This window comes from Salmonella sp. SA15303, from assembly GCF_029962125.1.
In the GTDB taxonomy this organism is placed as follows: Bacteria; Pseudomonadota; Gammaproteobacteria; order Enterobacterales; family Enterobacteriaceae; genus Salmonella; species Salmonella enterica.
On record NZ_CP123924.1, the window covers coordinates 1779090 to 1798098 of the forward strand.

The 19009-nt window shown below is 53.6% G+C and carries 15 protein-coding genes; 12 read left to right on the forward strand and 3 right to left on the reverse strand.

The window, feature by feature from the left end:
• Positions 1 to 74: 74 nt before the first annotated feature.
• Entirely contained in the window at positions 75 to 134 is a 60-nt protein-coding gene (locus QEN31_RS08445) for a type I toxin-antitoxin system Ibs family toxin (RefSeq protein ID WP_105887528.1), read from the forward strand.
• 98 nt (positions 135 to 232) lie between these two features.
• Here QEN31_RS08445 and yegD read toward each other — a convergent pair whose 3' ends face one another.
• Complete coding sequence (gene yegD, locus QEN31_RS08450) at positions 233 to 1585, reverse strand: molecular chaperone (protein WP_000469629.1); 1353 nt, start codon at positions 1583 to 1585, stop codon at positions 233 to 235.
• 133 nt (positions 1586 to 1718) lie between these two features.
• Between yegD and alkA the strand changes: the two genes are divergently transcribed.
• The gene (gene alkA / locus QEN31_RS08455; protein WP_000494716.1) at positions 1719 to 2588 is read left to right on the forward strand and encodes a DNA-3-methyladenine glycosylase 2; all 870 of its coding nucleotides are present in this window, start codon (positions 1719 to 1721) and stop codon (positions 2586 to 2588) included.
• Here alkA and QEN31_RS08460 read toward each other — a convergent pair.
• On the reverse strand, positions 2556 to 5546 hold the full coding sequence (locus QEN31_RS08460; protein WP_064239827.1) for an MASE1 domain-containing protein: 2991 nt from the start codon (positions 5544 to 5546) through the stop codon (positions 2556 to 2558). The genes alkA and QEN31_RS08460 overlap by 33 nt on opposite strands.
• A gap of 330 nt (positions 5547 to 5876) precedes the next feature.
• Between QEN31_RS08460 and udk the strand changes: the two genes are divergently transcribed.
• From udk to asmA, 3 genes are all read left to right on the forward strand, one after another.
• A complete protein-coding gene (gene udk / locus QEN31_RS08465) occupies positions 5877 to 6518 on the forward strand; it encodes a uridine kinase (RefSeq protein ID WP_000132082.1) in 642 nt (213 codons plus the stop codon).
• Between the two features lie 90 nt (positions 6519 to 6608).
• Positions 6609 to 7190, forward strand: coding sequence for a dCTP deaminase (dcd, locus tag QEN31_RS08470; protein ID WP_001234783.1), 582 nt, complete (start codon positions 6609 to 6611; stop codon positions 7188 to 7190).
• A gap of 38 nt (positions 7191 to 7228) precedes the next feature.
• Positions 7229 to 9085, forward strand: coding sequence for an outer membrane assembly protein AsmA (gene asmA, locus QEN31_RS08475; protein WP_001252257.1), 1857 nt, complete (start codon positions 7229 to 7231; stop codon positions 9083 to 9085).
• Positions 9086 to 9170: 85 nt separating this feature from the next.
• Here asmA and QEN31_RS08480 read toward each other — a convergent pair whose 3' ends face one another.
• Positions 9171 to 10751 carry a TerC family protein gene (locus tag QEN31_RS08480; protein ID WP_099949644.1) on the reverse strand — a complete coding sequence of 527 codons (1581 nt, stop codon included), beginning with the start codon at positions 10749 to 10751 and terminating at the stop codon, positions 9171 to 9173.
• 674 nt (positions 10752 to 11425) lie between these two features.
• Here QEN31_RS08480 and QEN31_RS08485 point away from each other — a divergent pair.
• The 7 genes from QEN31_RS08485 to wcaD all read left to right on the forward strand — a co-directional run bounded on the left by QEN31_RS08485 (position 11426) and on the right by wcaD (position 18999).
• Positions 11426 to 12565: a polysaccharide export protein gene (locus QEN31_RS08485; protein WP_000978076.1), complete on the forward strand. Its 1140-nt coding sequence runs from the start codon at positions 11426 to 11428 to the stop codon at positions 12563 to 12565.
• 5 nt (positions 12566 to 12570) lie between these two features.
• Positions 12571 to 13020, forward strand: coding sequence for a low molecular weight protein-tyrosine-phosphatase Wzb (gene wzb / locus QEN31_RS08490; protein ID WP_000482226.1), 450 nt, complete (start codon positions 12571 to 12573; stop codon positions 13018 to 13020).
• A complete protein-coding gene (gene wzc / locus QEN31_RS08495) occupies positions 13017 to 15176 on the forward strand; it encodes a tyrosine-protein kinase Wzc (RefSeq protein ID WP_001581018.1) in 2160 nt (719 codons plus the stop codon). Before wzb ends, wzc begins: the two co-directional genes overlap by 4 nt.
• Positions 15177 to 15262: 86 nt before the next feature.
• Entirely contained in the window at positions 15263 to 16105 is an 843-nt protein-coding gene (gene wcaA, locus QEN31_RS08500) for a colanic acid biosynthesis glycosyltransferase WcaA (RefSeq protein ID WP_000205692.1), read from the forward strand.
• Positions 16106 to 16107: 2 nt separating this feature from the next.
• Entirely contained in the window at positions 16108 to 16596 is a 489-nt protein-coding gene (gene wcaB / locus QEN31_RS08505) for a colanic acid biosynthesis acetyltransferase WcaB (RefSeq protein WP_000888725.1), read from the forward strand.
• Positions 16593 to 17810: a colanic acid biosynthesis glycosyltransferase WcaC gene (gene wcaC, locus QEN31_RS08510; protein ID WP_052944235.1), complete on the forward strand. Its 1218-nt coding sequence runs from the start codon at positions 16593 to 16595 to the stop codon at positions 17808 to 17810. The genes wcaB and wcaC overlap by 4 nt, the downstream gene beginning before the upstream one ends.
• Positions 17785 to 18999, forward strand: coding sequence for a colanic acid polymerase WcaD (gene wcaD / locus QEN31_RS08515; RefSeq protein WP_000091397.1), 1215 nt, complete (start codon positions 17785 to 17787; stop codon positions 18997 to 18999). Before wcaC ends, wcaD begins: the two co-directional genes overlap by 26 nt.
• Positions 19000 to 19009 lie beyond the last annotated feature (10 nt).

The window sequence follows — 19009 nt, forward strand, 5'->3', positions numbered from 1 at the left end:
AAGCCACCGATTTCAGCAGGACGCTGAAACGGGAAAGCCCCTCCCGAGGAAGGGGCCAAAATAAGGAAAGGGTTATGATGAAGGTAGTCATCATACTGGTGATACTCTTAGTGATTAGCCTACCAGCTTACTAAGACACCAGGGGGAGGAGGAATCCTCCCTTACCCTCACTCCTGACGTTAAGCCACATCAAGAATAATGTCAATCCATCAGCGCTGGGCTTGCGAGGCGCTTAGCGGAAAACGACCTCCGCCCAGCGCGCCAGTCCTGCGGTGACGGAGCCGAAATCATCGCCGCCAGCGACGGGTATGCCCGGTAACTGTTCGGAAAGCGCTTTTTTAATCAATGGCGAACGGGCGCTGCCGCCGGTCAGATAGATGACATCCGGTTTTTCCTGCGCGCTGTCCAGCGCCAGTTGCACCTGTTCCAGAATGCGCGTCAGCGGTTGATCCAGCGCCGCTTCCAGTCCTTGCTGGCTGATAGCGACCGCCAGGTCGTCGCTGATAAATGGCAGCCTCGCCGTAACATCCGCCTGGCCGGAAAGGGCGATTTTGCTCTCTTCCGCGCAGCGTACCAGGCGGTAGCTAAGCCGCTGACGCCAGACCTTGAGCAGCAACGCGACCTTGTCTGCTTCACGCGCGTTGCGAACCAAATCGTTCAACAGACGACCATTCGCGCTACTGTAAAAATCGCTTTGCGCCGGGACGTCGTTAATCGCGACGGCGTTCCACCACGGCAGCACCGGCAGGGCGATACCTTTTTCGGTTTCGCCGCCCATGCCCAGCAAAGGCATCAGATTTTTAAAGGCCAGCGCGATATCCAGATCGTTTCCGCCCACGCGGCAACCGCTGTGCCCCAACAGGCTGTTTTCACGATCGGCGCGCTGACGCCACTGCGGCCCCATCAGCAGCATGGAGCAGTCGGTGGTGCCGCCGCCAATATCCACGACCAGCACACGCTTCTCTTCCCGCAGCGTAGCCTCGTAGTCCAGGCCCGCCGCAACCGGTTCGTACTGGAATACCACCTCCTGAAAACCGGCGCGTTTTGCCGCCCGCTCCAGAATACCCTGCGCCTGGCGGTTCGCGTCATCGCCGCCCAGTCCCTGAAAGTTGATCGGGCGACCGATCACTGCCTGGGTAATGGCCTCCGGCAATTGGCTGTGCGCCGTATGACGAATATGTACCATCATGGCGCAGACTAAATCTTCAAACAGCGCGACCTGCTGCGGTTTCAGGCCGCTGGCGCCTAAAAAGGATTTCGGCGATTTGACAAACCAGACCTCCTGGGGATCGTCAATATAGTGCGCCAGCGACGCCAGACCAAACTGTACGCTTTGCGCGCCAACCTCAATATCTTCCTCGCGGTTGTAGCGTATCGCGCGGCGTAGCAGCGCCTGGGTTTCTTCGTCCGTTGCCGGCACATCATGATGGCGATACAGCCACTCGCTCACCGCTTCGCGCGTCGGCGCGCACAGCATAGACGGCAGTAATGCGCTGTTATTCTCCATTGTCAGCAACTGTGGATGCCCGTCGCGCATAATGGCGACCGAGCAGTTTGCCGTACCGTAATCAAATCCGATAAACACCTTAAAATCCCCATGCCAGTGAAGAAGGGGCGTGACTTTAGCGAAATGTCGTCGCGGCGACAACTGGAATATGAAAGCAAGGCGTTACGTGCGATTAGCGTTTATGCTGAAAGGTCAAATAAAGGAGAAAAGTATGTTTACCCTGAGCTGGCAGCCGCCTTACGACTGGTCGTGGATGTTGGGCTTTCTTGCCGCGCGTGCGGTGGACGGCGTGGAAACAGTAGGCGAGGGCTTTTATGCGCGCAGCCTGGTGGTGGGCGAGCATCGCGGACTGGTCAGCGTGAGGCCCCATCTGCCCACCCACACTGTGCAGGTTAGCGTGAGCGCCGGATTACTTCCCGTCGCGCCGGCGTGTCTGGCGAAGGTTTCGCGTCTGTTTGATCTTGACTGCCAGCCCGCGCAGGTTGCCGCCGTGCTGGGGCCACTGGGCGAGGACAGACCGGGGCTGCGTTTACCGGGATCGGTTGATACGTTTGAACAAGGCGTGCGGGCGATACTGGGGCAACTGGTGAGTGTCGCGATGGCGGCCAGGTTGACGGCGAAAGTGGCGCGCCGCTATGGCGAGGCGTTGCCGGATGCGCCCGATTATGTCTGTTTTCCCGGTCCGGAAACGCTGGCGTTGGCCGATCCGCTGGCGCTTAAAGCTCTGGGGATGCCTCTGCGGCGCGCCGAAGCGCTGATTCATCTGGCGCAGGTGACGCTGGCGGGAAAACTGGCGCTCGCCGCGCCGCCGGATATTGAGCAGAGCGTTAAAAATTTACAAACGTTTCCGGGAATTGGCCGCTGGACGGCGAACTATTTCGCCCTGCGCGGTTGGCAGGCAAAAGATATCTTTTTGCCCGATGATTACTTAATTAAGCAGCGCTTTGCCGGGATGACGGCCGCGCAGATCCGTCGCTACGCGGAGCGCTGGAAACCGTGGCGTTCCTACGCGCTACTGCATATCTGGTATACCCACGGCTGGCAACCGTCAATGGATAGCGAAATAGCTGGTATTCAGTAACAAATCCAGCGGTTGCGCTTCGGCGATAGTGTCGCCATAAATCAGATCCACGCCAATACGGGAGAGCGTATCCAGCACCTGTGGATTTTGTACCGGCCCGGCGAGCGTTTTGATGCCCAGATGCTGGGCGTGTCCCTGGATGATCGAGGTCAGCATTTCATCCATTAAACTCTCATGAACGTTGGCGATAAGGTCGCTATCCAGCAGTAAATAATCGACGATATGCGGGGGCAGTAAATTAAACAGCTGTAAATCGCGCCCGACATGGCTGAGAATAACCTGGCAGCCGCGTTGCCGCAGTTTTCGCAGAGTCGCAGCGGCGGTCTGCGCCTGCTTAACGATAACGTCAGCCGGGATAATCAGGTGTAATAACCGTGGCGGTAGTGGGCTATGCTCCAGTTGTTCCAGCAGCTCATCAATAAGGGTCGCGCTGTATAATCCTGCGGCGGACAGCGGCAGCGCAACGCTTAATCCCTTGCTGGCGACGGCGGTCGCCGCATGGTGGAAAAACTCATGGAATACCCGTCGGTCAAGCGCGTGATGCAGCGCGGGGTCGGCTAACCCTGCCCGGAACGCGCGCTCTTCCAACACTTCCCCTTCGCTGGTCCACAGCCTGAGTGAGACCAGCCAAAAGCTGGTGGCCTCCGGCGTACGCGGCGGCGCGACGTTTCTGGCAAGCATCAGCAGGTGGTTATTTTTAATCATATGCCACTGTTCTTCCAGCGGCATCATTCCCTTTGAGGAGGTTAATGCGTGCTGCGGTTCGTACACGGTCAGACGGCCTCGACCGCTATTTTTCGCGGCGTAGCAGGCAATATCGGCCTGAGACACGACCTCTGTGAGCTGGCAGTTATGTTCATTTATCATTGTGATCCCGGCGCTGGCGCCGATCCGATGCAGGCGTCCTTCCCACATAAAGTGATATTCATTAATGGCGTTGATAAGCCGCGTCGCGATAAAGCGCGCGCTGTCACTATTACAATCCGGTAGCAACAGGCCAAACTCATCGCCACCCAGACGGGCCAGGAGATCGCCGGATCGAAGCATACTGAGCATCAGTGACGCGAGCTCGCGCAGTAAGGCGTCGCCGGCGGCATGCCCCGCGCTGTCGTTAACCGCTTTAAAACGGTCCAGATCGATAAACACCAGCGCATGATGTTGAGGCGATTCCTGTATTGTTTGCAGGCGCTGTTGCAGCTGTTTTTCAAAACTGGCGCGGTTGGCAAGTTGGGTGAGGGCGTCATGCGTTGCGCTGTAGCTGAGCTGGCGTAACATTTTTCGTGATTCGGTAACGTCCTGGATAACCAGAACCGAACCAATCTTATCGCCGTCAAGCGTACTGAGCGGCGTGATACTGTAATGAATATCGTAGCTGCCGCCGTTATGACAATGGAGCACTATCTCCTGTTCCATGTCCGATCGCGACCTGTCGGCGCGATAAATATCCTCCAGCAGCGGCCCCTTATTACCTGACGTAATGCGCAGAACCGTTAATAATGGCGCGCCTAAAGCATCCTCTTGCCGCCAGCCGCTCATCTTCTCGGCGATCGGGTTCATAAAGGTGATATTCATCGCGACATCAATACACACCACCGCTTCTCCGATAGAGTCAAGCGTGATGTGCAACCGTTCTTTTTCCTGAAACAGCGCGTCGTTCGCCTGTGTAATACGCTCCATCAACCGCTGGTTTTCCTGCTCGCTTTGCTTGAGATCGTTAATGTCTTCAATCTGAGCAATAAAATAGAGAGGTTTATTGTCTTTATGACGAACCAGTGAGACGGCCAGCAGCGCCCAGACGACATCGCCGTTGCGGGTGTAGTAGCGTTTTTCCATGGAATAGCTGTTGATGTCGCCGCGCACCAGCATGTTTAGCTGTTCAAGGTCATTATTCAGGTCTTCCGGCCAGGTCAATTGCTGAAATGTCATCGTGCGTAATTCATCCTGGCTATAGCCAAGAAAATGGCTCAGAGATTTATTGACCTGTAGCCACTGACCCTCCGTACCGACCAGCGCCATACCAATGGCGGAATACTCCATCGCGTTGCGAAAGCGGGATTCGCTCTCGGTGATATGTTTGCGTTCCGTGCGAAACGCGTACATCACCATCGTCATCATATTGGCAGGCAGCAGGATCATTAAAAAAGGCAGCCACGGCATATTGACCATCACGTCGGTTTTCGGCGTGGCGAGCAGCGTGGGGTCATTGGCCAGCATGAGCGAGACCACGATAACGGTAGCTAAAAAAATTAAAAACGCCTCCATTCGCGGCAGGCGCACCGCACTCCACATCAACAGGACGATAACGCACGTAAACGGCCACGGAATATAGCGCATAGCGAGCCAGCTTAGCGCCAGCGTAATGACCAGCGTCAATAGCGTTTCCAGCAACAGATGCGGGTCGCGATGACGCAACAGATAGTGTGGTTTAAACAGTAAACCTAACGGCACCAGCGTCAGCGCGCCGATGGCTTCCGATAATACCCAAATCAGAAACGCTTTCGAGGCGACCGCTTCCGGCGCTATTAGCCAAAATAACAGGCCGCCGAGTAGCGGCGGAATCACGGCGCTGCCGATAGCCAGACGAAACCAGTCATTCAAATTTTGTAAGGGGTTGTAGCTGGGGAGCAGTTTTCGCAGCAGTATCGCGCCAGTGGCCGCCTCGATAATATTTATTGCCGTCCAGCTAAAGTTAAGCGAGGCGGCAGGAAATAAAGTCAGTGAGGCGCCGATGCTGCCGAGTGAGCAGGCGACCGCGATCCCTGGCCACAGACGGCCCGCATGGCGGTAAAACGCGACCATCATAATGGAGGTGGGGAACCACAGCGGCGCGAGTTGGGTGCCGACACGCGATAATACGAGCGAAAAGAGCGTAAAAACAAACGCGACCAGGCCTAAACTGACCAGACGCAATAGCGGGTGGGGGACGGTAACGAAAACATGTTGGGATGGTTTACTCATTACCACTCTATCCGAATCGCCGGTAACGTCGCGGAATACCGGACGCGTCAGTTTACTCTGTGATTATGCTAGTATAAACGCGTAATGATTTATACGCTGGCTGAATATAAATTGTGGCTCCCGGCGTATTCCTCCTCCAGACGGGTCGATAAAACCGCTGCCCGCGTTAAAACTGAACGCTTTTACGTCGCGACGTCGAATGCGCCGCCAACAAATTCACCGTGGCATAGCGCCGGACTGGTATCGCGCTGCTGAAATCCCTATAATTGCCGCGTTTGGCGTTTCGGCGCCCCCCTTCCTTACATCCAGGTTAATCAGGTCGCTAAATTTATGACTGATCAGTCTCATCAGTGCGTCATTATCGGTATCGCTGGCGCATCGGCTTCCGGCAAGAGTCTTATTGCCAGTACCCTTTACCGCGAATTGCGTGAACAAGTGGGTGACGAACATATTGGCGTTATTCCCGAAGACAGTTATTACAAAGATCAAAGCCATCTGTCGATGGAAGAACGCGTAAAAACCAACTATGACCATCCGAATGCGATGGATCACAGCCTGCTATTTCAGCATCTTCAGGCGCTCAAGCGCGGTTCGGCGATTGAATTACCGGTATACAGTTATGTTGAGCATACCCGTATGCAGGAAACGGTTCGCGTAGAACCGAAGAAGGTGATTATTCTTGAAGGTATTCTGTTACTGACCGACGCGCGTTTGCGTGAAGAGATGAACTTCTCTATTTTTGTCGATACGCCGCTGGATATCTGTTTGATGCGCCGTATCAAACGCGATGTGAACGAGCGTGGTCGCTCAATGGATTCGGTGATGGCGCAATATCAGAAAACGGTGCGTCCGATGTTCCTGCAATTTATTGAGCCTTCCAAACAATATGCGGATATTATCGTGCCGCGCGGCGGTAAAAACCGCATCGCTATTGATATTCTGAAAGCGAAAATCAGCCAGTTCTTTGAATAAATCTGGCGAATTGTGTACCGTTCAGTGATAACCTGGTTAGCCCTTGATGTGCTTGATTTAAGGGCTTGATGCGCGAAAGGAGAAAGTGCCATGCGTTTATGCGACCGAGATATTGAAGCCTGGCTGGATGAAGGCCGTTTGTCTATCACCCCGCGACCTCCCGTAGAGCGCATTAATGGCGCGACGGTCGATGTACGTCTTGGCAATAAATTTCGAACCTTCCGTGGCCATACGGCGGCGTTTATCGATCTGAGCGGGCCGAAAGATGAGGTCAGCGCGGCGCTGGATCGCGTGATGAGCGATGAAATCGTTTTGCCGGACGGCGAGGCATTTTATCTGCATCCGGGCGAGTTGGCGCTGGCTGTCACCTTTGAATCCGTTACCCTGCCGCCGGATTTAGTGGGCTGGCTGGATGGTCGTTCCTCGCTGGCGCGTCTGGGGCTGATGGTGCATGTGACGGCGCACCGTATTGATCCCGGCTGGTCGGGCTGCATTGTGCTTGAGTTTTACAACTCCGGGAAGCTGCCGCTGGCGTTGCGTCCGGGTATGCTCATCGGCGCGCTGAGCTTTGAGCCGCTGTCCGGCCCGGCGGCGCGGCCTTATAACCGCCGTCAGGATGCCAAATATCGCGATCAGCAGGGCGCTGTCGCCAGCCGGATTGATAAAGACTGAGCCATTCGGCGCAATACTGCCGGTCCATTGAGGGTAGCATGAGACGATTTCTGACGACGCTGATGATTCTCCTGGTCGTGCTGGTGGCCGGATTCTCTGCGTTGGTATTGTTGGTCAATCCGAATGATTTCCGCGCCTATATGGTGCAGCAGGTTGCCGCGCGTAGTGAATACCAGTTGCAACTGGACGGGCCGCTGCGCTGGCACGTATGGCCGCAACTCAGCATCCTTTCCGGGCGAATGACGCTAACGGCGCGAGGCGCCAGCGAACCGCTGGTGCGGGCTGACAATATGCGCCTGGATGTCGCTTTATGGCCGCTGTTGAGTCATCAGCTTCATGTTAAGCAGGTGATGCTGAAAGGCGGGGTGATTCAACTGACGCCGCAAACGGAAGCGGTACGCAGTGATGATGCGCCGGTCGCGCCGAAAGATAATACCTTGCCGGACGTAGCGGAAGATCGCGGCTGGTCGTTTGATATTCGTAGCCTGCGCGTTGCCGACAGCGTGCTGGTTTTCCAACATGAAAATGATGATCAGGTCACGGTGCGCGATATTCGTCTGAATATGGAACAAGATGCCGAGCATCGCGGCACGTTTGATTTTTCGGGACGCGTGAACCGCGATCAGCGGGATCTTGCTTTATCGTTCAGCGGAACGGTGGATGCTTCCGATTATCCGCATAATTTAACCGCGGGTATTGAGCAACTGCGCTGGCAATTGCAGGGCGCGGATTTACCGGCGCAGGGGATTGAGGGGCAGGGACAACTGCAGGCTCAGTGGCAGGAAGCGCAAAAACGTCTTTCATTTAACCACTTAAATTTAACGGCGAATGACAGTTCTCTGACCGGACACGTTCAGGTAACGCTGGCGGAGCAGCCGGAATGGCAAATTGACCTCCAGTCCAGCAAGCTTAATCTGGACAACCTGTTGCCGCATCATAGCGCCGTGGCGCAGACAGGCGGCGCGGTGTCGCAGGGGCAAAATACGCTCCCCCTGACCAGGCCAGTTATCGCGTCGCGTGTTGGTGCGCCGCCTTATCAGGGGCTGCAAAGCTTTACGGCGGAGATTGCTTTACAGGCGGATTCAGTTCGCTGGCGGGGAATGGACTTTACCCAGGTTTCGACGAAGATGTCTAATCAGGCCGGATTGCTGGATATTACCGAGTTGCAGGGGAAACTGGCCGACGGAGAGATGTCGCTGCCCGGCACGCTTGACGCCCGCACCGCCAGTCCACGCATCGAGTTCCACCCTCGCCTCAACCATGTTGAGATTGGGACTATCCTGAAAGCCTTCAATTATCCGATTAGCCTGACCGGTAAGATGTCGCTGGTTGGCGATTTCTCCGGGGCGGATATTGACGCGGAGGCATTTCGCCACAGCTGGAAAGGAAAAGCGCATGTTGACATGAGCAATACGCGCCTCGAAGGAATGAATTTCCAGCAACTGGTGCAGCAGGCCGTAGAGCGAAGCGGCGGCGACGCGCAGCAGTCGCAGGAAAATATGGACAACGCGACCCGACTGGATCGCTTCACGACCGATCTGACGCTAAATAAGGGCACGCTGACGCTCGACGACATGGTCGGGCAATCTTCTATGCTGGCGTTAACCGGCAGCGGAACGCTGGACCTGGTTAAGCAGAGCTGTGATACGCAATTTAATCTGCGTGTGCTGGGCGGCTGGAACGGCGATAGCAACCTGATCACCTTCCTGAAAGAGACGCCGGTGCCGCTGCGCGTCTATGGCAAGTGGCAGGAGCTGAACTATACCCTGCAAGTGGATCAGTTATTGCGTAAGCATTTACAGGATGAGGCGAAGCGTCGGCTCAACGACTGGGCGGAGCGCAATAAAGATACCCGCAATGGTAAAGATGTGAAGAAACTGCTGGATAAGCTGTAGTTTTTGGCCAAAGGGCAGAGCCGGATGGCAAGGCTAACGCGCCTCCGGCCTGCCTGGTAAGCAGGCCGGGGCAGGTGAACAGGCGTTACATCTCCTGGTCTGGCTCGCCGTTATGCAGCGGAATTAACTGCACTTTCTGCACTCGATGGCTTTCTACCTGCAATGTTTTCAGCAAATAATCGCCCACCTGAACCTCTTCACCGGTTTGCGGTATGCGCTGCAAATATTCCATCAATAATCCGGCAATCGTATGGTATTCCCGTTTTTCATCCAGCGGTAGCGGCACATACTGCACCAAATCCTCCAGCGGCATATGGCCGTTTGTTGTCCAGGAACCGTCCGGGTTCTTCTGAATATCGTGGCGGGCGTCAATTTCCTCGACTTCATTCGGCAGATTACCGGCAATAGTCTCCATGACATCGCTTAATGTCACAATGCCTTCAACCGAGCCAAACTCATCTACGACAAAGGCAAAATGGGTTCTGGCGTTACGGAACTGCTCCAGCGCAGGCAGCAGCGGCAATGTTTCCGGGAAAACCAGCGGTTGGCGAATCAGCGCCCGCAGGTTGAGCGGTTCGCCGCGCAGCGATTGTTGCAACAGATCGATGACGTGGACGACGCCGAGTAAATCTTCCTGTTCATTCTCACCCGTCACGACCAGACGCGTATGCTGGTTCTTTTCCAGCAGAGCGCGGATTTCCGCTTCCGGCGCGTTGAGATCGATATGCTCGATATCGTGACGCGACGTCATGATGCTACTTACGGTGCGCTGGTTGAGATTCAGCACCCGCTCAATCATCCTGCGCTCCTGCGGATTAAAAATCTGGCTGTCGTCATGGTCTGCCAGCATCGCGGCGGTTTCCGCATCCAGTTCGGCATCCTCTTTTTTACCGCTAATCAGCCGCATCACGGCCTCCGTTGTGCGCTGGCGCAGCGTATGGTTAGCGGAAAGAAAACGGCGGCGGTTAAAAATAGCCAGTTGGTTGAGCGCCTCGATCATCACCGAGAAGCCGATAGCCGCGTACAGATACCCTTTCGGAATGTGGAAACCAAACCCTTCCGCCACCAGGCTAAAGCCGATCATTAGCAGGAAGCTAAGACACAAAATGACAATGGTGGGATGGTTGTTCACAAATCGGGTCAGTGACTTGCTGGCGAGCAGCATCAGGCTAATGGCGATTATCACGGCCGCCATCATGACCGCCAGGTGATCGACCATCCCCACGGCGGTAATCACGGAGTCGAGAGAAAAGATAGCGTCCAGCACCACGATTTGCGCGACCACCGCCCAGAATTTCGCCCCCTTACGCTGGGTAGGGTTGGCGCTATCTTTCCCTTCCAGCCGTTCGTTGAGCTCCATGGTGGCTTTAAAGAGCAGGAAGAAGCCGCCGAACAGCATAATCAGATCGCGGGCGCTAAAGCTTAACGCCTGTACGCTAAAAAGCGGCTTAGTCAAGGTGACCAGCCACGAGATTGACGCCAGCAGCAGCAGGCGCATGATCATCGCCAGTATCAGGCCGGTAATGCGCGCGCGGTCGCGCTGCCCCGGCGGTAGTTTTTCAGCGAGGATGGCAATAAAGACCAGGTTATCAATGCCGAGAACAAGTTCGATAACGATTAACGTTACCAGTCCGGCCCAGATTGACGGATCGGCAATCCATTCCATAGTAAGAGCAATACCTTCTGTAATATGACAATTGTCACAATTCGATCATGGATAATACGGCGGAAAAATGCAATGCCGCAGCGCAATTTATCTTTGTTACTCGGCTATAAAATAACTTTAAAATAGCCGTAATGTTTCTGTCAGAAACTAAATAATGTCAAGAATATATTTAGGAAATATCGCAGGTGGAGTGGAGTAAATAAATATTGTCAACATCAATAAAATCCTAAAATCATCTGTTAATTCATTTAATATTAATCTTAAAAATATAGAATGGCGGGTTTGTTACCTTGCCTGTCATTAGGTTAGCTGCAACAATTCTTGCAGGATTAAGATAGCGCTCTTAAATATCCTGTCACGACATCGAGAAAACTATTAATACGTAACCTTTATTTCGCTGAAGATTTTTATCTGAACGAGGATAAAATCGGAGGGGAATGCGAAAATTTAGAATAATCAGTGTATTGGTAGCTAAGAAGCCAGGGGCGGTAGCGTGCCTGAAAGCCTGAATATAAGCCTTTATTATTCTGTCAATAGCCTGCGGATGAATTGATTTTTTTTCAGAATGATGCCAGTTAATTTTCTCTGCCATTAACTGCAAGGTAAATGTGCACGGACGAAGCCGCTATTTAAATTGCACAGGATAATGACTCTGCCAAAGTGATAAATAATCAATGATGAAATCCAAAATGAAATTGATGCCATTATTGGCGTCGCTCAGCTTGATAAGTGGTTGCACAGTACTTCCGGGCAGCAATATGTCTACGATGGGGAAAGATGTGATCAAACAGCAAGACGCTGACTTTGATCTCGACCGGATGGTCAATGTGTATCCGCTGACGCCACGGCTGGTTGAGCAATTACGCCCGCGGCCCAATGTCGCGCAACCGAATATGTCGCTGGACCAGGAGATCGCCAGCTATCAGTATCGCGTCGGGCCTGGCGATGTGCTGAATGTCACCGTCTGGGATCACCCGGAATTGACCACGCCAGCGGGCCAGTACCGTAGCTCAAGCGATACCGGCAACTGGGTACAGCCGGACGGCACCATGTTTTATCCCTACATTGGCAAGGTTAGCGTCGTCGGTAAAACTTTGTCAGAGATTCGCAGCGATATTACCGGGCGTTTAGCGAAGTACATCGCGGACCCGCAGGTGGATGTCAATATCGCCGCTTTCCGCTCGCAAAAAGCGTATATCTCCGGCCAGGTGAATAAATCCGGTCAGCAGGCCATTACTAACGTACCGCTAACCGTCCTGGATGCGATTAACGCCGCGGGCGGCCTGACCGATATGGCGGACTGGCGCAACGTCGTGTTGACGCACAACGGCAAAGAACAGCGCATTTCGCTACAGGCGCTGATGCAAAATGGCGATCTTAGTCAGAACCGCTTGCTCTACCCTGGCGACATTCTGTATGTGCCGCGCAATGACGATCTGAAAGTCTTTGTCATGGGCGAAGTGAAAAAACAGAGCACCCTCAAAATGGATTTCAGCGGCATGACGCTCACCGAAGCATTGGGCAATGCGGAAGGCATCGATCTGACCACCTCCAACGCCAGCGGCATTTTTGTGATTCGTCCGTTGAAAGGCGAGGGGGAACGCGGCGGCAAGATCGCCAATATCTACCAGCTTGATATGTCTGACGCCACGTCATTGGTGATGGCGACGGAATTCCGACTTCAGCCTTACGATGTGGTGTACGTCACGACCGCGCCGGTTGCTCGCTGGAACCGTCTGATCAATCAGTTGCTGCCAACCATTAGCGGTGTCCGTTATATGACGGATACGGCCAGCGACATTCATTCCTGGTAATCGTTATGTTTAACAAAATCTTAGTGGTCTGTGTGGGGAATGTTTGCCGTTCCCCGACGGCGGAACGTTTGCTAAAACGCTTTCATCCCTCGCTGACGGTTGCGTCCGCAGGATTAGGCGCGCTGGTCGGCAAAGGCGCCGATCCTGCGGCGGCGAGCGTGGCGAGCGCCCACAATCTGTCTTTGGAAAATCACTGCGCAAGGCAAATTTCCGCGCGTCTGTGCCGGGAATATGACCTGATTCTGACGATGGAGAAACGTCACATCGCCGCCCTGTGCGACATTGCGCCGGAAATGCGCGGCAAGGTAATGCTGTTTGGTCACTGGGACAGCGAGCGTGAAATACCGGACCCGTATCGCAAAAGCCGCGATGCGTTTGAGGCGGTGTACACATTACTGGAAAGGTCTGCCCGCCAGTGGGCGCAGGCACTGAATGCAGAGCAGGGAAAACCATGACAGAAAAAGTAAAACAATCTGCGGCGGTTACGGGTAGCGATGAAATCGATATCGGGCGCCTGGTCGGAACGGTGATTGAAGCGCGTTGGTGGGTGTTGGGGACGACGGCCATATTTGCGCTGTGCGCGGTAATTTATACGTTCTTCGCCACGCCCATCTATAGCGCCGATGCGCTGGTACAGATTGAACAAAACGCCGGTAATTCGCTGGTACAGGATATCAATAGCGCATTAGCGAATAAGCCGCCGGCTTCCGATGCGGAAATTCAGCTCATTCGATCGCGCCTGGTGCTGGGGAAGACCGTTGACGATCTGGATCTGGATATTGCCGTCACCAAAAACACCTTTCCGCTCTTTGGCGCCGGGTGGGAACGGCTGATGGGACGTCACAATGAAATGGTGAAAGTCACGACATTCACCCGACCAGAGACGATGAGCGGACAGATCTTCACCCTCAAAGTGCTGGGCGACAAACGTTATCAGTTGGTTAGCGACGGCGGATTTAGCGCGCAGGGCGTTGTGGGCCAGCCACTCAATAAAGACGGCGTGACGATGCGGGTAGAGGCGATTGACGCCCGTCCTGATACAGAATTTACGGTGAGTAAATTCTCAACGCTTGGCATGATTAATAACCTGCAAAATAACCTCACCGTAACGGAAACCGGCAAAGATACCGGCGTTCTGAGCCTGACGTTCACGGGAGAGGATCGCGACCAGATCCGCGAAATTCTCAACAGTATTACCCGTAACTATCTGCAACAGGATATTGCGCGGAAATCTGAAGAGGCGGGGAAGAGCCTGGCGTTTCTGGCAAAACAACTGCCGGAAGTCCGCAGCCGTCTGGATGTGGCGGAAAACAAGCTAAACGCTTTCCGCCAGGATAAAGACTCGGTGGATTTACCGCTGGAGGCGAAGGCGGTGCTCGATTCGATGGTTAATATCGACGCCCAGTTGAATGAGTTGACGTTTAAAGAGGCGGAAATTTCCAAGCTCTTTACCAAAGCGCATCCGGCTTACCGCACCCTGCTGGAAAAACGTAAAGCGCTGGAAGATGAAAAAGCCAAACTGAACGGGCGGGTGACGGCAATGCCGAAAACCCAGCAGGAGATTGTGCGTTTGACCCGCGATGTGGAGTCCGGCCAGCAGGTCTATATGCAACTGCTTAATAAACAGCAGGAGCTGAAAATCACCGAAGCCAGCACCGTTGGCGACGTGCGCATCGTTGACCCGGCGATTACCCAGCCGGGCGTGCTGAAGCCGAAAAAGGCGTTGATTATTCTCGGCAGCATTATTCTGGGATTAATGTTATCGATTGTCGGCGTGCTGCTGCGCTCGCTGTTTAATCGCGGTATTGAAAGCCCGCAGGCGCTGGAGGAGCACGGGATCAGCGTCTATGCCAGTATTCCGCTGTCGGAATGGCAAAAAGCGCGCGATAGCGTCAAAACCATTAAAGGAATTAAGCGTTACAAGCAGAGCCAACTGCTGGCGGTGGGCAATCCGACCGATCTGGCGATTGAGGCGATTCGCAGCCTGCGCACCAGCCTGCATTTCGCCATGATGCAGGCGCAAAATAATGTACTCATGCTCACAGGCGTCAGCCCCTCTATCGGCAAAACCTTTGTTTGCGCCAACCTGGCGGCCGTCATCAGCCAGACGCATAAACGGGTATTACTGATCGACTGCGATATGCGCAAGGGCTACACCCATGAACTGCTCGGCACCAATAACGTGGACGGCTTATCTGACATTCTGGCGGGCAAAGGTGAGATAGCCTCCTGCGCGAAACCCACGGCGATTGCTAATTTTGATCTTATTCCGCGCGGTCAGGTGCCGCCTAATCCATCGGAACTGCTGATGAGCGAGCGCTTCGGCGAGCTGATCGCCTGGGCAAGCAGCCGCTACGACCTGGTATTAATCGACACGCCGCCGATTCTGGCCGTGACGGACGCCGCGATTGTGGGTCGCCACGCCGGGACGACGCTGATGGTGGCGCGTTATGCCGTCAACACCTTAAAAGAGGTGGAAACCAGTCTGAGCCGTTTTGACCAGAATGGCATTCAGGTCAAAGGCGTCATTCTCAACTCCATTTTCCGCCGGGCGACGGGCTACCAGGATTATGGTTATTACGAGTATGAATACCAGTCAGATTCCAAATAAAAAATAAGGCGTGCCGGATGGCGCGGCCTGTGACTGTAGGCCGGACAAGCGTAGCGCCATGCGGCAAAACTATCTGGGGAATAAGCATGACAACAGACAATCCGCTGATCTCAATTTATATGCCAACCTGGAACAGGCAGCAGTTGGCTATCCGGGCGATTAAATCAGTACTACGTCAGGACTACCGTCACTGGGAGATGATCATCGTGGATGATTGCTCCTCGTCTTATCAGCAGCTACAACAATTTGTTGAGGAGCTGAACGACCCGCGCGTTCGTTATACTCATAACGCCATGAATACTGGCGCCTGCGCGGTACGCAATCAGGCCATTATGCAGGCGCAAGGACACTATATTACCGGTATTGATGATGACGATGAATGGACGCCCAACCGTCTGAGCGTGTTTCTGGCCCATAAACACCAGTTAACTACACACGCCTTTTTGTATGCCAACGACTATGTGTGCGAGGGCGAGGTCTACTCTCAGCCTGCCAGCCTGCCGCTGTATCCGAAATCCCCTTATTCGCGCCGCTTATTCTACAAGCGCAATATTATTGGCAATCAGGTTTTTACCTGGGCCTGGCGTTTTAAAGCGTGTTTGTTCGATACCGAACTCAAGGCGGCGCAGGACTACGACATTTTTCTGCGCATGGTGGTGGAGTATGGCGAACCGTGGAAAGTCGAAGAGGCGACGCAAATTTTACATATCAACCACGGCGAGATGCAGATTACCTCTTCGCCGAAAAAGTTCTCCGGCTATTTCCATTTTTATCGTAAGCACAAAGATAAATTCGATCGCGCCAGCAAAAAATACCAGCTTTTTACCCTGTACCAAATTCGCAATAAGCGAATGACCTGGCGCACGTTGCTGACGTTGCTCTCCGTGCGTAACAGCAAACGCCTGGCGGCCGGGCTGCGGGGGCGATAACGATGTTGGAAGACTTACGCGCGAATAGCTGGAGCTTACGCCCCTGTTGCATGGTGCTGGCCTACCGTATCGCTCATTTTTGTTCCGTCTGGCGCAAAAAGAATGTGCTGAATAATCTGTGGGCTGCGCCGGTGCTGGTGCTGTATCGCGTAATCACGGAATGCCTGTTCGGGTATGAAATCCAGGCCGCCGCGACCATTGGTCGGCGGTTCACTATCCATCATGGTTACGCGGTAGTGATCAACAAACATGTCGTCGCCGGCGACGATTTTACCATTCGCCACGGCGTCACCATTGGCAATCGCGGCGCGGACAGCCTGGCTTGTCCGGTGATTGGTAACGGCGTTGAGCTGGGGGCGAATGTCATCCTGCTTGGCGATATTACTATCGGTAATCACGTCACGATTGGCGCGGGTAGCGTGGTGCTTGACAGTATTCCGGATCATGCGCTGGTGGTGGGAGAAAAAGCACGGGTGAAGGTCAGCACATGAATATTCTGCAATTTAATGTACGGCTGGCGGAAGGCGGCGCGGCGGGAGTGGCGTTGGATCTCCATCTGCGGGCGCTGCAAAAAGGGCTGACGTCGCATTTTGTTTATGGTTATGGCAAAGGCGGAAAAAAAAGCGTCAGCCACCACCGTTATCCGCAGGTGATAAAACAGACGCCGCGCGGCACGGCAATCGCTAATATCGCGCTGTTTCGTTTCCTGAATCGCGATCTGTTTGGCAATCTCGACAATCTTTACCGCACGGTTATCCAGACATCCGGCCCGCTGGTGCTGCATTTTCATGTTCTCCACAGTTACTGGCTAAACCTGGCGGACATCGTGACGTTTTGCGAAAAAGTCAAAGCGCAAAAACCAGACGTCACGCTGGTCTGGACGCTGCACGATCACTGGAGCGTTACCGGGCGTTGCGCCTTCACCGACGGTTGCGAGGGCTGGAAAAGCGGCTGCCAAAAATGCCCGACCCTAAGCAATTATCCGCCGGTCAGGGTGGATCGGGCGCACCAGCTTATTGGCGGCAAACGTCAGCGCTTTCGGGACATGCTGCGGCTGGGCTGCCGGTTTATTTCGCCGAGCCAGCACGTGGCCGAGGCCTTTAACAGCGTTTATGGCGCGGGGCGCTGCCAGATTATTAACAACGGTATCGATCTGGCGACCGAGGCGATTCTCGCGCAGCTATCACCTGTGCCGCTGAATCCGGGAAAACCGCGGATCGCCATTGTGGCGCATGACTTGCGTTATGACGGCAAAACTGACCAGCGTCTGGTACACGACATGATGGCGCTGGGCGAAAAAATTGAACTGCATACCTTCGGTAAATTTTCGCCTTTTACTGGCCAAAACGTTGTTAATCACGGTTTTGAAACCGATAAGCGCAAATTAATGAGCGCGCTCAATGAGATGGATGCGCTGGTCTTTAGCTCGCGGGTCGATAACTATCCGCTGATCTTGTGTGAAGCGCTCTCGATCGGCGTACCGGTGCTCGCTACCCACAGCGAGGCGGCGCAGGAGGTGCTGGCGAAATCCGGCGGCCAGACCTTTGCCGCTACAGATGTACTGCGCCTGGCGCAGCGGCGTAAGCCAGAGATTGCTCAGGCGGTATTTGGCGCAACGCTGGACGCCTTTCGTATGCGTAGCCGCGTCGCGTACAGCGGTCAACAGATGCTGGAGGAGTATGTCTCGTTCTATCAGAATCTGTAGCTATCTGCTGCTGCCGCTGATCTACCTACTGGTCAATGTCAAGATTGCCCAACTGGGGGAAAGCTTTCCCATTACCATCGTCACTTTTTTACCGCTGTTGCTGCTGTTATTTGTGGAACGCATTAGCGTAAAAAAATTGATGATCGCCTTAGGCATCGGCGCGGGGCTTACGGCATTTAACTTCCTGTTCGGCCAGTCGCTGAATGCCGGTAAATATGTCACGTCCACGATGCTGTTTGTCTATATTGTGGTCATTATCGGGATGGTCTGGAGTATCCGATTCAAAACCATTTCCGCGCATAACCACCGAAAGATTTTGCGTTTTTTTTATCTGGTGGTGGGTATGGTGGTCGCGCTCGCCGCGGTTGAGATGGCGCAAATTATCCTTACCGGCGGCAGCAGTATTATGGAAGGAATTTCGAAATATCTCATTTACAGTAATAGCTATGTACTGAACTTCATAAAATTTGGCGGTAAGCGTACCACTGCGCTTTATTTTGAACCGGCATTTTTCGCTTTGGCACTAATCTCAATTTGGCTGAGCATCAAACAGTTTGGTATCAAAACACCGAAAAGCGATGCTATGATTCTGGCAGGGATAATATTATCAGGATCATTTTCAGGGGTAATGACCTTTATCCTGTTTTACCTTCTGGAGTGGGCGTTCCAATATTTGAATAAGGATGCGATAAAGAAAAAACTTCCACTGGCGCTGGTCTCATTAACCCTGTTTTTGGTTGGGGTAATTATTGCATTTCCTTATATCGCGACACGACTTGGCGATTTAGGGACGGAAGGCTCATCTTCTTATTATCGTATTGTGGGCCCGTTAGTCATGGTCGGATATTCCTTGACCCATATTGATGGTGTAGTCAGATTTGGCTCACTTTATGAATATGTTGCATCATTCGGAATCTTTAACGGTGCGGATGTCGGGAAAACCATAGACAATGGATTGTATCTGCTGATTATTTATTTTTCCTGGTTCGCAGTGCTAATGACGCTGTGGTATATGGGGAAAGTTTTAAAAATGGCGCTAAATGCGTTTGGCGATAATCGTAATTTTCGGGTGCAGCTCTATCTTTTTACGCCGGTGTCGCTGTTTTTTACCGGTTCAATATTTAGCCCGGAATATGCTTTTTTAATCGTCTGTCCGTTCATTTTGCGCAAGGCGTTAAAAATTTCATAACGGGGTGGTT

Excerpts from the sequence above, each read along its gene's own strand:
- wcaA (WP_000205692.1), top strand. The coding sequence starts at position 15,263 with ATGACAACAGACAATCCGCTGATCTCAATTTATATGCCAACCTGGAAC.
- dcd (WP_001234783.1), top strand. The coding sequence starts at position 6,609 with ATGCGTTTATGCGACCGAGATATTGAAGCCTGGCTGGATGAAGGCCGT.
- wzc (WP_001581018.1), top strand. The coding sequence starts at position 13,017 with ATGACAGAAAAAGTAAAACAATCTGCGGCGGTTACGGGTAGCGATGAA.
- wcaD (WP_000091397.1), top strand. The coding sequence starts at position 17,785 with ATGTCTCGTTCTATCAGAATCTGTAGCTATCTGCTGCTGCCGCTGATC.
- udk (WP_000132082.1), top strand. The coding sequence starts at position 5,877 with ATGACTGATCAGTCTCATCAGTGCGTCATTATCGGTATCGCTGGCGCA.
- asmA (WP_001252257.1), top strand. The coding sequence starts at position 7,229 with ATGAGACGATTTCTGACGACGCTGATGATTCTCCTGGTCGTGCTGGTG.
- alkA (WP_000494716.1), top strand. The coding sequence starts at position 1,719 with ATGTTTACCCTGAGCTGGCAGCCGCCTTACGACTGGTCGTGGATGTTG.
- QEN31_RS08480 (WP_099949644.1), bottom strand. The coding sequence starts at position 10,751 with ATGGAATGGATTGCCGATCCGTCAATCTGGGCCGGACTGGTAACGTTA.
- QEN31_RS08460 (WP_064239827.1), bottom strand. The coding sequence starts at position 5,546 with ATGAGTAAACCATCCCAACATGTTTTCGTTACCGTCCCCCACCCGCTA.
- wcaC (WP_052944235.1), top strand. The coding sequence starts at position 16,593 with ATGAATATTCTGCAATTTAATGTACGGCTGGCGGAAGGCGGCGCGGCG.
- QEN31_RS08485 (WP_000978076.1), top strand. The coding sequence starts at position 11,426 with ATGATGAAATCCAAAATGAAATTGATGCCATTATTGGCGTCGCTCAGC.
- wzb (WP_000482226.1), top strand. The coding sequence starts at position 12,571 with ATGTTTAACAAAATCTTAGTGGTCTGTGTGGGGAATGTTTGCCGTTCC.
- wcaB (WP_000888725.1), top strand. The coding sequence starts at position 16,108 with ATGTTGGAAGACTTACGCGCGAATAGCTGGAGCTTACGCCCCTGTTGC.